This window comes from Chryseobacterium sp. BGA-UO-ETr-SB22, from assembly GCF_059567885.1.
On the sequence record NZ_JCAQOV010000005.1, the window covers coordinates 1,792,920 to 1,809,602 of the forward strand.

Here is a 16,683-nt window from a genome sequence, read left to right on the forward strand (position 1 = left end):
GAGCAGATAGGCGATTCCGCCAAAAACAGCGACAATAAAAAGAAGAAAAAAATAAAGGGTCATAGTTTGTGTTACTTTTTGTAAATCTATTATTTTAAATCTAAAAAACAATCATCAAGAGCAAGAAATGGAACTATAAAAGACCCTATTTTTAATCCAATATCTTCAATTCATTCTAACCCAATTGAATTTTAGCCAAAATTCACATAGAATTTTCTCGAAGTCCATATAAATTACCAACAATATCCACTTCCAGAATTTTTATTTATATCCTCTGTATCTCTTACTGTGAAAGGCTTTCCATATGAATCACAGACAAGATCTAAAAGTAAAATGAATTCCTCAGTACAAAATTCATATAAAATATGCAAAATCAATTGAGAAAATCTATTTAATTCTTTAGATTTCAAATTTAAAGCCTTAATTTTGCACCGAAATTCAGAAAATTCGGATTCTTTCAGAACTTATGTGCATGAAAAAAATGATGATCGGGCTTGCTTTGGCCTTATCCATTACTATCTGGGGGCAAAAAACTCCTTCTAAAGCAAACAATCTGACCCCTTACAACTATCAGACTTTTAATTGTGATAATCAAGGGTATTTTGACTCGGCTAAATATAAAAAAGAAGAAATAGACGGAGTAAATAAGCTTTTATATCAATTCAATGGAGTTGTATTTGATACCCGACCTGTTTTTAAACTTTCCCAGCTTGAAGAAATTCGTCAAAACAGAGAAGCTTACCTACAGAATCTTGAAAAGCAGTATGAAGAAAAGAAAAAGGAACTGTACAGCCTTAAAGTAATTGATCTTCCAAGATGGAAAAAGCTTCAGGAAGAAATCATGGAATCATTTGAAAACGAATACCAGCTGAATAAAGAAGAAATTATCGCTTATTCTGATCCTTTCACTCTTAAAAACAGTAAATATTATACTACCTGCAAAGAGCAGATTGACGCTATATCTTCTCCGGACAGAGAAAAGATGTTTGCCGCCTGGAAAAATTATATTGAGCTTAAAAGCAAGAATAATTCTGATCCACAGGGAGTAATGTCAAGATTCAATACCAAAATGAATGACCCGCAAAAAGAAGATTATGCTTTGATCGATATGATAGGTTTGGGGTTTCATAACTGTGCCAATACAAGCTTCAGACAAAAACGTAATGATGAAGAAACATCTTATAAGGATTTTGACAAGATTTTCACAAAGTTGAAGAGAACTTGTGATGAACCGTAATATTGATTCAAAAATCAAAAGATTTAATGATTCAAAAATAATAGCAGTACTCAGATTGGGTACTGTTTTTTATTTGCAGACATTTGGTTAAGGAACGGTTAAAAGAGGGTTAATGGCTTGTTATTTCTTTGTGAAAGCATCAATTACAGTTATTTTCGCCTATCTAAAAACTAATTCCATGAAACGTATTGCTATTTCTCTGACAGTGTTATTTTCTATAGCAGTATCAGCTCAAAAAACCTCCACTATCCTTCCTTTTTCCCTGGAAAACAATTCTGTGTATGTGTACTGCAAAGTCAATAAAACCGACAGTATAAAGTTCCTCTTTGATACAGGCGCTGATGGTTCTGTCATCAATATCGATGCAAAGAAGAAAGTCCCTCTGAAAATTGATGGAAAGTCTGAAAACAAAGGCTCAAACGGGGTGAATACCGTTGATTATAGCAGTCACAATACCGTACAGTTTGGAAACATTCAGAAAAACGATATACAGTTTACTCTTATTCCCTATGATTCTGCCAATTTTGACGGGGTTTTCGGAACGGATCTGATGAAAGGAAAAATCATTGAAATAGATTATTATAAAAATGAAATCCGTTTTTATGAAGAAAATGATCTGTCTATGGATCTAACAGGATATGAGAAAGTAAAACTTCATATGATTGATAACTACCCTTCTGTAGAAAGCAGTATAATAGTAAATGGTAAAGAATATTCCGGGTTCTTCGGATTGGACAGTGGCGCGGATGATGTGCTTACCATAGCTGCTCCTTTTGCGAAAAATAATGCTTTAGTTACAACCATGAAAACGATAGGTAAAGCTACAGCAAGAGGCTCTGATGGGTCTGTCTATGAAATGCCTGTAGTTCTCTGCCCGGCTGTTCAATTTGCTCAAAAATATCTTTATAACCTACCTATTACGCTTTCCGGCTCCACAGAAGGCATTGATGCTACAGAAAAAATGACTGGATTTTTTGGGAATCAGTTTTTAAAAAGATTCAATACTGTGATTGATTTTAAGAACGGATTTATTTATTTTAAACTCAATAAAAATCTGTATTCGGGTGTTAATTAACTGTAAAGGTTAACAATACAAATTTCGTCTGTTGTATCTAGCTCAATTTTCAACTTTATAGTACACCAAATAAATTAATAATGAATAAGTTATGGTTTTTTAAATTTAATTGCTTAATTTTGCACCCCGAAAATAAGGGTTAGAGATATGAAAAAACTTGGTGAGCACAGAACACTTCTTGGAGTAGATAAAAATGTTACTTTAAAAGAATTAAAGACTATTTACAGAAATGTGATGAAAGATACACATCCTGATAAATTCATTAATGATGAAGCTGGGAAAATAGAAGCTGAAGAAAGAAGCAAGTCTGTAATTGAAGCGTATCACTTTTTGGTAAGCATTAATTCTGAAACACAGGACAAATACAAAGAAGAATACACGGAAACCATTACAAAATCTAACATTCAGGATTTTTACCTTGAAAAATCGATTTTAAAGGTTCAGCATTTGAACGGAAATATGTATGAGTACATAGGAGTTCCAAGAAATACCTACATCAAAATGGTTAACGCTGATTCACCAAGCCGTTTTGCAAGAAGACACGTTTATGGAAACTTTATCTACAGAAAGTCCGGAGAGGCTATGGCAGATTAATTTTTCTACATTACAATATATGAAAGCTTTCAGTTTTACTGGAAGCTTTTTTTGTTTTGGCTAAAGCCATCATTTAATGTTATAGAATTAAGCGGGCTAAAGCCCACTCCTATTGATATCTTATAGTACAATTGGTGTCATTCTGAGCGAAATAAAATGCAGTGAAGAATCTCATGTGTTTAATTATAAATGAGATTCTTCCTTCGTCAGAATGACAAAATCAATAATCTGACTTTAAAACAACCTCTTTTTTCTTAGTAATAATATTTAACAGAAAGATTTCATGACGTTATGATTAATCATCAATAGAAATGGGCTAATTTACCCCAATAAGTACTTTCCAACGGCTTAAGCCAAAACCTATCAAACCATCATCAACCTATACCAACAAAAAAGCCGCATCATTTCTGATGCGGCTTTCGGTTAATTAAAGGTTTAATTTTTATTTATCTACGTGTTTCGAAGTAAATCCGTCTTCACTTAGCTCTCTATGCACATAATCAGCTTTCATTTCAGTTGCATAATCCACTTTTTCATGTTTACCCATTCTTCTTAAGATAGAGTCAAATAATGAATACACTACTGGTACAATAATCAGAGTCAGGAATAATGACGATGTCAAACCACCGATAATTACCCATGCTAATCCGTTGTTCATTTCTGCTCCTGCACCTTTTGCAATTGCAATCGGGATCATACCGAAGATCATCGCAATAGTGGTCATAAGAATCGGACGAAGACGTGCGTGGTTGGCCTGAATCAAAGCATCATGCGTACTTGCACCAGCCTCTTTTCTCATATTCGCAAAGTCGACAATCATAATCGCGTTCTTCGCTACCAAACCAATCAACATGATCATCCCCAGCATCGTAAATATGTTTAATGAATTTCCGGTGATGGCAAGAATTACCATTACCCCGATCAATGCCAGAGGAATAGAGAATAATACCACGAACGGATATACAAATGAGTCATATAATGAAACCATTACCAGATAAACCAATACAATAGCAGCCATCAATGCAATCCCTAAAGTACCGAAACCTTCGGTCTGGTTTTCCATATCCCCACTCCAGATGTAGCTTACTCCTGCCGGTTTGGTCTTTTCGTTATCCATAAATTTAGCAGCCCATTCATTGGCAACATCCCCTACAGGACGACCTACCACTTTAGATTTTACCTTTACAGAAGGTGCTTTATCTCTACGCTCCAACAAACTTGGTCCTGAACCCATTTTTACTTCTGCAAACTGGCTCAATCTTATTTGTTCTCCTTTAGGATTGGTAAACATAAGATTTCTTACATCTTCAATAGACTTTCTGTTCGCATCGCCAAAACGGATATTAATATCATATTCATATTCTCCAGCTCTGAATTTTCCGTCTGTATTTCCGTTAAATGCAGTCTGCATTGTTTGTCCTACACTAGAAAGATTCAAGCCTAAAGAAGCCATTTTATCTCTGTCAATATTCACCTGTACTTCAGGACTTCCAGAGTCAGTGGATAATTCTGCATCTACAGAACCAGGAACTTTTTTAAGCAACTCAAGAATTCTGTTGGCCTCTTTATTTGCTGTTTCATTATCCTGAGCTGTCACTACCATTTCAATTGGTGCATTATCTGCTCCCATTAATCCAATTGGTGCTGTTTTAAATTCAACTCCTGTGAATTTTTCTTCTAATGCTCTCTTGATTCTTGCAGACTTGATATCTGTACTTTCATTACGTTCAGATTTATCTACCAAAATCACCTGAATCTCTGACTGATACAATGTAGCCTGTGCTCCACCAAAACCTGATGACTGCTGACCCACTGTCGTGATCATATCTACAACATCTTTGTCATCTCTCAGATATTTTTCAACGGCAAGAGTAATCTGATTGGTTTTTTCTACAGACGCATCTTTTGGTAATTCCATCTGAACAAGGAATTGTCCTCTATCCATTTTAGGGAAGAATTCACCTCCAATGAAACCAAATGCAACCAACATAAATGAAGAGATCAAAATAATAAATGTTATTATAACCGTCATTACTCTTCTTAATGTTGTTTTCAGACACCATTCCAGAATTCCTGTGATCCAGTGTGTGAATTTTTCCAATTGCTTTTCGAACCAAAGAATAAACTTCTCAAAAGGATTTTTACCTGAAAGGTGTACCAATTTACCATATCTTGAAGATAACCAAGGAATAATAGTAAATGAGGCTAATAACGAGAACATTGTCGCAATAACTACGGTAACGCAAAACTGCGCCAGGATATCAGCAACCAATCCTGAACTCATTGCAATCGGTAAGAATACCACCACAATTACCAATGTAATCGCCGTTACGGTAAATCCAATTTCCGATGCACCATCATATGCCGCACGAATTCGGCTTTTCCCCATCTCCATGTGACGATAAACGTTCTCCAAAACTACAATTGCATCATCCACAAGAATACCAACCACTAATGAAAGTCCCAGTAAACTCATCAGGTTTAAGGTATATCCCATCAGATACATTCCAATCACAGTTGCAATCAATGACATCGGAATAGAAACCATGACAATGAACGCATTTCTGATGTTATGAAGGAATAGTAACATTACTACTGCTACCAGGATAATCGCTAAGAATAAATCGAAAATTACATGGTCTGCAGCTTCAAGTGTAAAGTCTGTTGTATCATCTACAATATTTATTTTAATCCCCTGAGTTTTATAATTAGTCTGAACATCAGCGATTGTTTTCTTAATTAAGTTTGAAACGGAAACCGCATTGGCATCAGATTGTTTTTTAACCTGAAGTAAAATTGTTGAATTCTGGTTATATCTTGCCACTTTTTCCACATCTTTCTGTGTATCAAAAACTGTTGCAATGTCAGATAAACGCACCTGAGCCCCATTTTTATTGGAAACTACAAGATTATTCATTTCGGCAACATTTTTATACTTTCCAGAAAGCCTGATCGTAGATCTTGAAGTTCTCGTTTTCAAAGCTCCCGTTGGGAAATCCAGGTTTGAAGAAAGAATTGCCTGCTGTACATCTGCGATGGCAAGACCGTACCCCTGCATTTTCTTTTCATCTAAACTTACCTGAATCTCTCTTTCCTGTCCACCTACAAGGTCTACCTGGGCAACACCGTTTACACGGGAAAAAATAGGTTCAATTTTTTTATCTAAAAGATCATAAAGATCTTTATTATTCAGTTTATCACTGGCAATACTCAAAGTCATGATCGGGAGATCATCCAGTGAGAACTTTTGCAAAGAAGGAGGATCTGCATCGTCAGGAAGATCTGCTAAAATAGCATTTACTTTTCTCTGTGCATCGTTCAAAGCATAGTTTACATCGGCACCTGTATTCAGCTGCACCATGATAACCGATAAACTTTCGTAAGATGAAGATTCTACTTTTTTCACGTTTTCCAAAGAACCTACAGCATCTTCAATTTTCCGGGTTACCGAAGTTTCCACCTCAGCAGGTGAAGCTCCCGGATATACCGTAGAAATGGTTACCATATTGGTTTCAAACTTTGGAATCAACTCATACCCCATCATGGAGTAACTTAATAAACCACCCAGCGTAAGTATCGTAAATAATACGATAACCAGCGATGGTCTTTTAATGGATATTTCTGCTAACTTCATCTTCTGGTTACTTTACGATATTGATTTTCGAACCGTTATCAAGGTTAATCTGTCCGCTGGTAATTACCTGCTCACCTCCATTCAGTCCGCTTAAGATCTGAACTTTGTCACCGTATACTTTTCCGGTCTGAACTTTAATTAATTTAGCAGTACCATTGTTTACAATAAATAACTGACCTGAACTTACCCCGTTTACAAAAGCTTCTGCAGGAACCGTCAACATATTCTGGGTTTCAGCACCGTGATTGGTTTTAAATGTAGCCGTTGCATACATCCCAGCTTTTAGGTTTCCTTTATTCTGAACCTCAATTTCAACCGGGAAATTTAAAGTAGCATCACTTTTAGGAGCAATGAATGTAATTCTACCGCTGAAAGAGTCTTCCGGCAAAACATTCACATTAATTGGAACTTCCTGACCGAGTGCAATTCTGCCAATCTGGCTTTCATCCACTAATACTGAAAGTTTAAGGCTGTTGATATTAACAATTTCAAACATGGAAGTTCCTACAGAAACTACAGTTCCCGGTTCTACCATTTTTTTGTTTATAGTACCGCTGATTCCTGCACGGATACTTGTATCATTTACTCTTACTCCCTGAGCTCTTACTGCAACCTGTGCGTTTTTCAATTGTAATCTTGAATTATCAAGCTGCTGTTTTGTAACCCCTCCTGTTTTATATGCATTTTCATAACGTTGGTTATCAATCACTGCATTTTGCAAATTGTTTTGAGCCTGAGAAATATCAACTTCGATAGCATCTCTTTTTATCGTTGCTAAAACCTGACCAGCACTTACTCTTGAACCTTCTTTAACCAAAACATTCACAATACGTCCTGCAATTTCTGAAGACTGGTTCATTTCCTGCTTAGGAATGAAAGTTCCGTTGGCTGAGTAGTCTGTATCAATATTTTCTCTTGTAACGGTTACAATATTAACGTTGATTTTATCTACCTGCTTGGCAACCTCCTGTACTTCCTTAGTCTGCTTTTCTTTGTTACCAGCAATCTTATAAGCGGCTAAACCTACAAGTACAGCTGCTACGATGATATATATTAAAGTTTTTTTCATTTTAGTTTATTATAAGTTTTGTAGTGTGTTTAGTTCACCCTTAGCTTTTATCAGCTTGATCTCTGCCTGTTTGTAATCCAGCAATGCATTAGAATAGTTCTGTTTTGCCTGTGTCAAAGCATTTTCAGAATCCAGCACCTCCGTAAGGGTTGCCAGACCATATTGATAATTTGACTGGGTATTTTTCTGAACTCTTTCCGCCAATCCTACATTATCTTTCATGCTTTCAATATTAATCAATGCATTTTCCATATTGGTGATTGCATTTTTATAGTCCAAACTTAAGCTCAACTGAGTGTTTTCAATATCAACATCAAGATCCTGAATATCAATTTCTGCCTGATTGATCTTCGCTTTTGTAGCTCCTCCCGTGAAAATAGGGATATTAACATTCAAGCCAATTGCTGAATAATCGCTCCAAAGAACTCCCTTACTAAGACCATTTGTCAACGGGAATTTTGCTCCGTTTGCTCCCCATCCGTAGTTCGCAGTAAGATTTACTGATGGATAAAGATAAGCTTCGGTAGCTTTTTTATTGAAAACCAAAAGTTCCCTGTTTTTATTTAAAACTTTGATTTCGGTACGATCATTAAGATTTACGTTGCTCGCAATCAGCTCAGGCTTTGGTTCGATCTCTTTTTCTTCAAGCTCGATGTCTGTAGCAATAGGGATTCCCATGTAAAACTTCAATGCATTTTTTGAAAGTTCAACAGAGTTGATTAAAGTCTGTTTATTGGAACCAATATTCGTAAGCTGAACATTTGTCCTGTCTAAATCGATTGATTTTGCCAAACCATTATCAACCAAACTTTTAATAACATTTCTTACTTTTTCAGTGTTGGCATAGCTGGCAGTTACCGTTTTAAGATTTTCTTCCTGTACAAACACCTGATAATAAGCTGTTGCTACATTTTCAATGATCTGCTCATTGGTTAACTGTGCATTCAGTACATAAAACTCTCTTGTTGATTTTGCAGCTTTAAGTCCTGTAAATACTCTCTGATCAAAAATCGCCTGCTGAAGTTGTACAGAAGCTGTTGATCCCCAAGGCTGCCCAAACTGAGCCCTGATTTTCTCTCCTCCAAATTCCAGCAAAGACTCCTGAATAATAGGATTATATGTAAGTCCGGCTGTAGCACTGACCTGTGGAAGAGCACCGGCTCTGGCCTCATCAATCTTGTATTCGGCTTTTTTTACCTGTAAAGCAGCTTTTTTGGCTTCTGCCTTATTCTGAAGCGCCTGTTTAATTGCTTCCTGTAGGGAAACCTGCTGCTGGGCAGACATCAATGAAGAGCCGAAAATCATAAATGCTGAAGCTATCCCAATTTTTAGCTTTGTAGCAGTTATACGTTTTCTATTCATAATTTTATACTTCGTTTATTTTTTATTTAATTCTCAGTCATTATTTATTTCTAAATGACGAATCATTTTCAGAAATACTTTAGTTTTTTTAGTTTTTGAATAACATATTGATAATAATCTCTTTTCGTTCAGAAATAATCTTATCATATTCTTCATCATTGATTAATAAATTTTCCATAAATAATGGTCGTATGGCACTTGGGAACACCAACAGCGAAACCATGTTCAGAATAAACTGAACCGGAGCCATTTTCTCTATATTTCCCAATTCCATTTCTTTTTCGATATCACTATACATTTCATTCAGGATATCTTCCTCAATTTCTCTGTGATGGCAGGTTCCTTTATTGATCTGTGATACGATATACGTTTCCAGATAAGGATATTGAAGGCTTGTAGTAAGACTGCTTTCTATGAATTGGCTGATTTTCTCTTTAAAAGGAAGAGCTGAATTCTGAATGATCTTCGATTTTTCCTGCTCTACTCTTTGTGCTTCATCAAAGATGATCTGGATAAGCTTATCTCTTGAACGGAAATAGTAGTTAATAAGAGTCCTGTTCACTCCTGCTTCATCTGCAATCTCCTGCGTAGTAGCATCAAATTTTCCTTTCACAAAGAATAAATTCTTCGCTGTCTCCTTGATCAATTCCTGTGTTTGGTCTTTTTTTGCTTGATTTGACATTTTTGTTAAACAAATTTGTGCAAATTTATACTAAAATTTATTTTTGACAAAATTGTTAAACAAAAAAATTAAACAAAAATGTCATGATATCCATCATGTCTGCAACTTGAAGTTTGCAATTACTTAATGTTTAAAGGGAAAGCTATTTTTATATCTTTGCCGCAAAAATTAATAACCTGATGAAGAAAATTCTTTCACTGTTCGCAGTTTTGAGCGCAGTACTTCTATTTTCACAGAAAAAAAACTCAGCAAACAACTCCTATTATTTTTATGAAAACAAAGGTCAGATTATTGATCAGGACGGGAAAGAAAATAAAGATGTCAAATATCTTTTCCATTCCAATGGTCTGAATGTACAGTTGCGTTCTAATGGTTTTTCTTATGATATTTACGAAATAAAGAAAACTGTAAATCCTGATTTTTCAAAAAAGGCAGAGCATACACTTCCAAGTCCAAAACAGTATGATAACAACGAGTATATTTATGAAAAACTAATTCACAGAATTGATATTGAGCTTGTTAATTCTAATAAAGCAACTATTACAGCAGAGGGAAAATCTCCGGATTATAACAACTATTACAACCTGCCCAATAACCCCAAAGGCATTAGTAATGTTCACCAGTATCAAAAAATCCGCTACAAGAATATATATCCTCATATAGATTTAGTATTTTTTAAGCCTAATGATACCATAAAACCCATCGAATATAATTTCATCATCAATCCTGGTGGAAAAATTTCAGATATTAAAATGAAATTTCATGGCGCTCCTACGTTGATAAAAGACGGAAAACTGACCATGAATGTACGTTTCGGGGAAATCTATGAAAACATTCCTAACAGCTGGATTACGGGTAACACAAAGAAAAGTATTGATGTATCTTTTAAGGATTTGGGAGCCCAGACTTTTGGATTTAATGCCCCTTTAAACAGTTCTGATAAAACAATTATTATAGATCCTGTACCTACAAGAATATGGGGAAGTTATGCAGGAGGATATGGAGAAGATTATGGCAGAATCAAAACAGATCTTCAGAGTACGGGCTATTTATTTGGAACCACAAATAGTACTACCAACTTTGCTACTTCCGGAACCTATCAGCAAAACGTGGCCGGCGGGCTTGATGCATTTCTGATGAAGCTTACAAAAAATGGGCAAAAACTTTGGGGAACTTATTACGGCTTCGGAATGAAAGATGTATTCGCAGACGTTGATTTTGATGAAAACTTTAATATTTATGCTGGTGGAACCGTTCAAAGATCGCAATATAATGAAAACATTGTTTTAGTAAAATTTAATAATAACGGGAGTTTTGTTTTTGAAAAAGAATTTGTTTCCAGCAGGCTAAACAAACTTTATACTGTTTCTTACAATCAAAATCATATCTATATTGGGGGTGATTCTTTTAGCACTGACTTTCCTACTGTCAATGCAATGCAACCCGCAAAGTCAACACCTATAGGATATACAGATGGTATTTTAGCCTCTTTAAATTCAACAACTGGTAATATTGACTGGGCAACGTATTTTGGACGAAGCGATGGCTCTACTTCTATTTTTCAGATTCTCTCCTCGAACATTGATCTTGAAATAATTGGAGCAACACAATCTTCAACCATTCCTATGGTTAATGCTTTCCAGCCTTTAAAAGGAGGTGAGTCAGACGGTATATATCTCAGGATCTCAAAATCTGGAAATACTATTCTCAAATCAAGCTATTATGGGAACGCCGGCTCAGAACAAATATGGAAAGCGGGAATTGTAAATAACACTTTAATTCTTCCAGGGAGATATACCACGACAGCTTTTCCCTTGGGACAACCCGGAATATGGCGGGTAAACTTAGCCACTAATGTTATTACAAAAAATTATTTCGATTTTACAGGTTCTTTTCAATTATTAGCATATCCCGACACTTCCGGAAATGTTTTTTTTACAGGACTACATTCAAGTGGGCAACCTGACATCTCTACTCCCGGAGCTTATATGGGAATGCCTGCAATGTATATTTCTACATTTTTAATTAAATACAGTCAAAATGATGTAAAAGAATGGGGTACTTATTATACAGGAAACGGTGCTACACAGCAAGGCGAAGTTACTAAAGACAATGATGGAGCAATTTATCTGACGGGAATGTCAGGTGGAAATACTACTGGAATTGCAACACCAGGTACATTTCAGCAATCACAAGGAGGTGGAAACGATATTTTCATCGCTAAATTTCAGGATTGCACCTCTGCTGCAGTTGTTACGTCTAATTCTCCAGTATGTCCTAACGGTACAATCCAGCTCAACGCTACAGGAGGAACAACTTACAACTGGACCGGGCCAAATGGCTTCACATCCAATCAGCAGAATCCAACAATACCTAGTGCAACAACTGCTCATGCAGGCACCTATACGTGCCAGGTTTCAGGATCTGGAGCTTGTGACGGCAGCTTTACTGTAAATGTTGTCGTGGGTGACAATGTCGCTCCGGTTCCTAATGTAGTCAATTTAGCAGATATTACCGGAGACTGCCATACAACAATTACGATCGCTCCTACTGCTACAGATAACTGCGCTGGAACAATTACTGCAACCACAACAGACCCGTTATCTTATTCAATCCCTGGAAACTATATCATCCATTGGACATATAATGATGGGAATGGAAATACAGCCACTCAGAATCAGAATATAGTTGTAACATCTCCTCCTCTACCAACAAGTACAAACGCTCAACAGACTTTCTGCGCTACCAACAATCCAAAAGTTTCTGATATCCAGATCACAGGTCAGAATATCAAATGGTATGATGCGGCAGGAAATATTTTGCCAACTACGGTTGGGCTTATCAATGGGCAGACTTATCATGCCTCTCAGACTATTAATGGTTGTGAAAGTAATAAAACAGCTATTCTCGTAACGGTAAACAACACTCCTAAACCGACCGCAAATAGTAATCAGGATTTCTGTGCTTCTGCAAATCCTACGTTAGAAAAGCTTGTTGTGGCAGGAACAGCTCTTAAATTCTATAATGCAGCAGGAAATGTGATATCAATAACAACTCCTTTGGGCAACGGGCAAATCTATTATGTAACCCAGACTTTAAACAATTGTGAATCTGAGAAACTGGCAATAACCGTAACTTTATCCACAGATAATGTTCCCGCTAAAGATGTCACACAGGTATTATGTAATACTACTATTGGAAATTCAATGATTGTTAATCTTCACTCTTATGAAGCCGGCATTATTAATAATCCTGGTAATTATATTTTCTACTACACTGATACTGCTGGAAATCCTATTGCCAATCCTTCAGCTTATACGCTGAATACCGGAACAACACTTATTCATGTAAAAGTAGCTACTCAGGACGGATGTTTTAAAGTAATAAGATTAAACCTTACCCTTAATCCTAAACCTATTGTTCAGCTTCCTGAGAAAATGGATTTTTGTGAAGGGAAATCTGTTGTTCTGGATGCAGGGCCGGGATTTAAGTCTTATGAATGGAATACCGGAGCAACTACTCAAACCATTACAGTATCTACGCCAGGAACTTATACCGTGAAAGTAACTAATATTTTTGGTTGTGAAAGCACAAGCTCTACGCAGGTGAGCTATTCTGTATTGGCCCATATTGTTTCTGTAAATATTACCAACAATACAGCAACAGTTATTCTTTCTCAGAGCGGAAATTATGAATTTTCTTTAAACAATTTCACATGGCAGGATTCTAATATTTTTACCAATTTGAATATGGGAGAATATACTGTATATGTAAGAACAAAATCCGGATGCATTATCGGGCAGAAGAACTTCTCCATATTTAATATTCCCAATGCAATCAGTCCTAATGGTGACGGAATCAATGATACATGGAGAATAGCAGGACTGGAAAATTATCCGGGAACAGAAGTCTATTTATATGATAGAAAAGGAGCAATACTCTATAAAGAGATTATTAAAAAGAGACCTTTCCAATGGGATGGAAAATATGAATCACATCCTATTTCTACAGGAAACTATTGGTATACCATAAAAGTTTCTGACGGAAGAATCTACAACGGATGGCTTCTGATCAAGAACCGATAATAACAAAAAACGAGCAGAAATTTCTGCTCGTTTTTTATTTTATAATAATTTGATTTTATCTTCCAAAATATCGATGACCTTGTCTTTATAAAGTCCTCCGATTGCTTTTTTAAAGTTCTTCTTACTCATTCCCAATTCATCTTTGATCTCTTCAGGAGAAGACTTATCTGATACATACAGAAGACCGTAATTTTCTTCCAGCTTATTCAGAATCTTCTGTTTGAACTCGTCAATATTTTCAAACCCATCCGGCTGTAAAGTAATGTCTATTTTTCCATCTTCACGGATTGCTTTAATATATCCTGTTTCTTCTGATAACGGATATAGTTTTTTGAAAACATCAGAAACATAGATTAAACCAATGTATTGCTTGTTGATGATAACATTCCAGCCCAGTTCACTTTCGTTCATCATAAGCAGATCTACTTTGTCCCCTTTTTGGAATGGAAGATCATCATACTGTGGATTTCTCTTGAACTTCGTAGTACCTGTAATCAGCTCCATATCTTCGTCTACATAAATATAGACCAGATATCTTTTTCCTTCAATAATTTTGGTTTTCTGCTGTTTGTAAGGGATAAATAAATCTTTAATAATTCCCCAATCCATAAAAGCTCCGCTTGGAAGACTCTGTACACAGCTCATTACTGCAAATTCACCCACTTCAGCCAATGGGATCTCAGTAGTTGCTTTTAATTTATCATCATCCTGATAGACAAAAACAGCAACTTCCTCTCCTATTTCTTTTTCGTCCTGCATAAATATTTTAGGCAGAAAAGCTTTCTCACCGGATTCATCCACGAGGATCCATCCTGAATTAATTTTTTCTGAAATTGTTAAAGTTTGAGTTTTTCCGAGTTGCATTGATGATAAAATTAGCTGACAAAGGTACGGAAATTTGAAGATGCCAACCTAGTCAATACGAGTATAATTCCTTTAAAGAATTATTTTCATTCTTTATAAAGACCGTAAAACCATTACATTTGAACCAAAAAATAATCATGAAAAAATATTTCATCCTACCTCTGCTCCTTTCGGTTATCTTTTCAAATGCTCAGCTGCTTGAGAAAACTGCACTGAATATTTCTTACCGATACACTGGGAGAAACGTCCTGCAAGCAGGATTAGAATACAGATTTGGTGAAACATATGAAGGATCAGTCATTGTTGGCCCTTCCCTGCTTTATACCCGAATTAACCAAACAGATAAACTTATTCCTGAAGTCAATATCAACTTTTTACATTTTGGACAGATGCTTGGAGTATCGGTCAATCCTTATTCATTAGAACCAAGATGGGGTATTTCTTTATTCAATGCTATATTTCTCAATACGGGCTATGCTTTTCCCATTCATAGAGAAAAATATTTTAAAGGAGTAACTTTTGGAATTCAGTTTAATATTGCTCCGAAAAATTCTAAGTTTTATGATAACATAAAAATCATGTAATCCAATTATTAAAAAAACTAAATTATTTTCAGAACGCCACTATCAGCTCTCAAACTTGCTCCATTCACAGCTATAGAAAGCGGACTTGAAAGGTATACCACCAGACTGGCAATCTCATCTGGATTTATAAATCTTTGTAAAAGTATATGAGGATTGGAACTCTGGATAATAATCTCTTTCATTTCATTAACTGTCAGGTTTTGTCCTTCTGCAATCTGTTCTATTGTACTGGCAACTCCATCTGAATAAGTAGGACCACCTAAAACTGTATTAATGGTAACAGCTGTTCCCTTTGTAAGCTTAGATAATCCATTGCTTAAGGCAGACATTGCGGCTTTAGTCATTCCATAATGAATCATATTTTCAGGAACATTTACTCCGGATTCACTGCTGATAAAGATAATTCTACCAGAGTTTTTCTTTATCATCCCGGGAAGAAGCTTTCTTGATAACCTCATTCCGCTCATCACATTGATTTCAAAATAACGGTACCACTCTTCATCTGCTATTTCATAAAAATCATTAATTCCAAAAATACCTAAGTTATTGATAAGAATGTCAATATCTGTAAGTTCTTCGGAAAGCTTGATAAGATCTTCTTTTTTACCAAAATCTGCAACAATTCCTGACACTTCACCATCTGGAACTTCCTGCTGGAGTTTGCCCACTGCCCACTCCATCTTTTCTTTACTTCTTCCATTGATAATAACTGATGCCCCTTCCTGTAATAATTGTTTTGCAATCGAAAATCCTATACCTTGTGTAGATCCACTAATAAATGCTTTCTTTCCTTTTAGTTGTAAATTCATTGTTTTATTTTTGTAATGATCGTTAAATAAATATTTAAAAAAATTTATTGCAAAAGCTGCAATTGTAATTCAATCTGAGTTTTCAAAGTTTTTTTATCCGGATACATTCTGCGAAGGGAGTTAATTCCACACCAAAACGAGATCAGGTATTTACCCAAAACTTCTGCTGGAATTGTTGATTTCAGTGTTCCTTTATTTTGCTGTTCTTGAATAATCGAGGTATACAATTTTTCTGTTTCCTTTAATATCTCCACAGCCTCATCTTTTAAATTTTCATCAACAAATGTCATTTCCACAAGAGTATTGGCCACGATACAGCCTTTCATGTGGTCATTATATTTAGCATTGGCAATATTTAGGAAAAAGTTTTTGATGAGTCCAATCGGATCTTCGCTTTTATTTAATGTATTTTTAAAATTCTCAAAATCTTCTCTTCGCTGCTCCAGGCTTTTTTTAAAAAGTTCTTTCTTTCCTCCTTTAAAAGAGTTATACAAACTCCCTGCTCCTGCTCCTGTTGAAGTACTAAGGTCACTAAGTGAAGTTGCTGTAAAGCCTTTTTCCCAAAAAATTTTCTGAGCTTTTAAAATCAATTCTTTATCCTGATAGATATTAGGTCTTCCTTTCATTTTGTTTTGTAATGATCGATACAAAAATAATAAAAAAAACGAACTTAAGCCTATTTCTATTA

Annotated in this window: 12 protein-coding genes; 5 read left to right on the forward strand and 7 right to left on the reverse strand. The window is 35.6% G+C overall.

All coding sequences use genetic code 11. The features are described 5' to 3' along the window. Window positions 1-472 precede the first annotated feature (472 nt). The 3 genes from AC57AW_RS15510 to AC57AW_RS15520 all read left to right on the forward strand — a co-directional run bounded on the left by AC57AW_RS15510 (window position 473) and on the right by AC57AW_RS15520 (window position 2,906). Window positions 473-1,237 (forward strand): hypothetical protein, encoded by a 765-nt coding sequence (locus AC57AW_RS15510; protein ID WP_496352603.1) that lies wholly within the window; start codon window positions 473-475, stop codon window positions 1,235-1,237. Between the two features lie 178 nt (window positions 1,238-1,415). After that, window positions 1,416-2,312: a retropepsin-like aspartic protease gene (locus AC57AW_RS15515; protein ID WP_496352604.1), complete on the forward strand. Its 897-nt coding sequence runs from the start codon at window positions 1,416-1,418 to the stop codon at window positions 2,310-2,312. Window positions 2,313-2,459: 147 nt separating this feature from the next. Continuing rightward, on the forward strand, window positions 2,460-2,906 hold the full coding sequence (locus tag AC57AW_RS15520; RefSeq protein ID WP_318845507.1) for a KTSC domain-containing protein: 447 nt from the start codon (window positions 2,460-2,462) through the stop codon (window positions 2,904-2,906). Window positions 2,907-3,348: 442 nt separating this feature from the next. Here the strand turns inward: AC57AW_RS15520 and AC57AW_RS15525 are convergent, their stop codons facing one another. The 4 genes from AC57AW_RS15525 to AC57AW_RS15540 all read right to left on the reverse strand — a co-directional run bounded on the left by AC57AW_RS15525 (window position 3,349) and on the right by AC57AW_RS15540 (window position 9,653). Continuing rightward, window positions 3,349-6,540, reverse strand: a complete 3,192-nt coding sequence (locus AC57AW_RS15525) for an efflux RND transporter permease subunit (RefSeq protein WP_318845506.1) — start codon at window positions 6,538-6,540, stop codon at window positions 3,349-3,351. A gap of 7 nt (window positions 6,541-6,547) precedes the next feature. Further along, a complete protein-coding gene (locus AC57AW_RS15530; RefSeq protein WP_496352605.1) occupies window positions 6,548-7,609 on the reverse strand; it encodes an efflux RND transporter periplasmic adaptor subunit in 1,062 nt (353 codons plus the stop codon). A gap of 9 nt (window positions 7,610-7,618) precedes the next feature. Next, window positions 7,619-8,971 carry a TolC family protein gene (locus tag AC57AW_RS15535; protein ID WP_318845504.1) on the reverse strand — a complete coding sequence of 451 codons (1,353 nt, stop codon included), beginning with the start codon at window positions 8,969-8,971 and terminating at the stop codon, window positions 7,619-7,621. 88 nt (window positions 8,972-9,059) lie between these two features. Continuing rightward, complete coding sequence (locus AC57AW_RS15540; protein ID WP_318845503.1) at window positions 9,060-9,653, reverse strand: TetR/AcrR family transcriptional regulator; 594 nt, start codon at window positions 9,651-9,653, stop codon at window positions 9,060-9,062. Window positions 9,654-9,832: 179 nt separating this feature from the next. On the opposite strand from AC57AW_RS15540, the gene AC57AW_RS15545 reads away from it, so the two are divergent. Beyond that, complete coding sequence (locus AC57AW_RS15545; RefSeq protein ID WP_496352606.1) at window positions 9,833-13,738, forward strand: DUF7948 domain-containing protein; 3,906 nt, start codon at window positions 9,833-9,835, stop codon at window positions 13,736-13,738. A 39-nt stretch (window positions 13,739-13,777) separates the two neighbouring features. On the opposite strand, the gene AC57AW_RS15550 is transcribed toward AC57AW_RS15545, so the two are convergent. After that, window positions 13,778-14,602, reverse strand: a complete 825-nt coding sequence (locus AC57AW_RS15550; protein WP_496352607.1) for a CvfB family protein — start codon at window positions 14,600-14,602, stop codon at window positions 13,778-13,780. Window positions 14,603-14,739: 137 nt separating this feature from the next. Here AC57AW_RS15550 and AC57AW_RS15555 point away from each other — a divergent pair, with 137 nt between their 5' ends. Beyond that, the gene (locus AC57AW_RS15555) at window positions 14,740-15,186 is read left to right on the forward strand and encodes a hypothetical protein (RefSeq protein ID WP_496352608.1); all 447 of its coding nucleotides are present in this window, start codon (window positions 14,740-14,742) and stop codon (window positions 15,184-15,186) included. 17 nt (window positions 15,187-15,203) lie between these two features. Here AC57AW_RS15555 and AC57AW_RS15560 read toward each other — a convergent pair whose 3' ends face one another. Both AC57AW_RS15560 and AC57AW_RS15565 read right to left on the reverse strand, forming a co-directional pair. Further along, window positions 15,204-15,995 (reverse strand): SDR family NAD(P)-dependent oxidoreductase, encoded by a 792-nt coding sequence (locus AC57AW_RS15560; protein WP_496352609.1) that lies wholly within the window; start codon window positions 15,993-15,995, stop codon window positions 15,204-15,206. A 44-nt stretch (window positions 15,996-16,039) separates the two neighbouring features. Beyond that, complete coding sequence (locus AC57AW_RS15565; RefSeq protein WP_496352610.1) at window positions 16,040-16,621, reverse strand: TetR/AcrR family transcriptional regulator; 582 nt, start codon at window positions 16,619-16,621, stop codon at window positions 16,040-16,042. Window positions 16,622-16,683 lie beyond the last annotated feature (62 nt).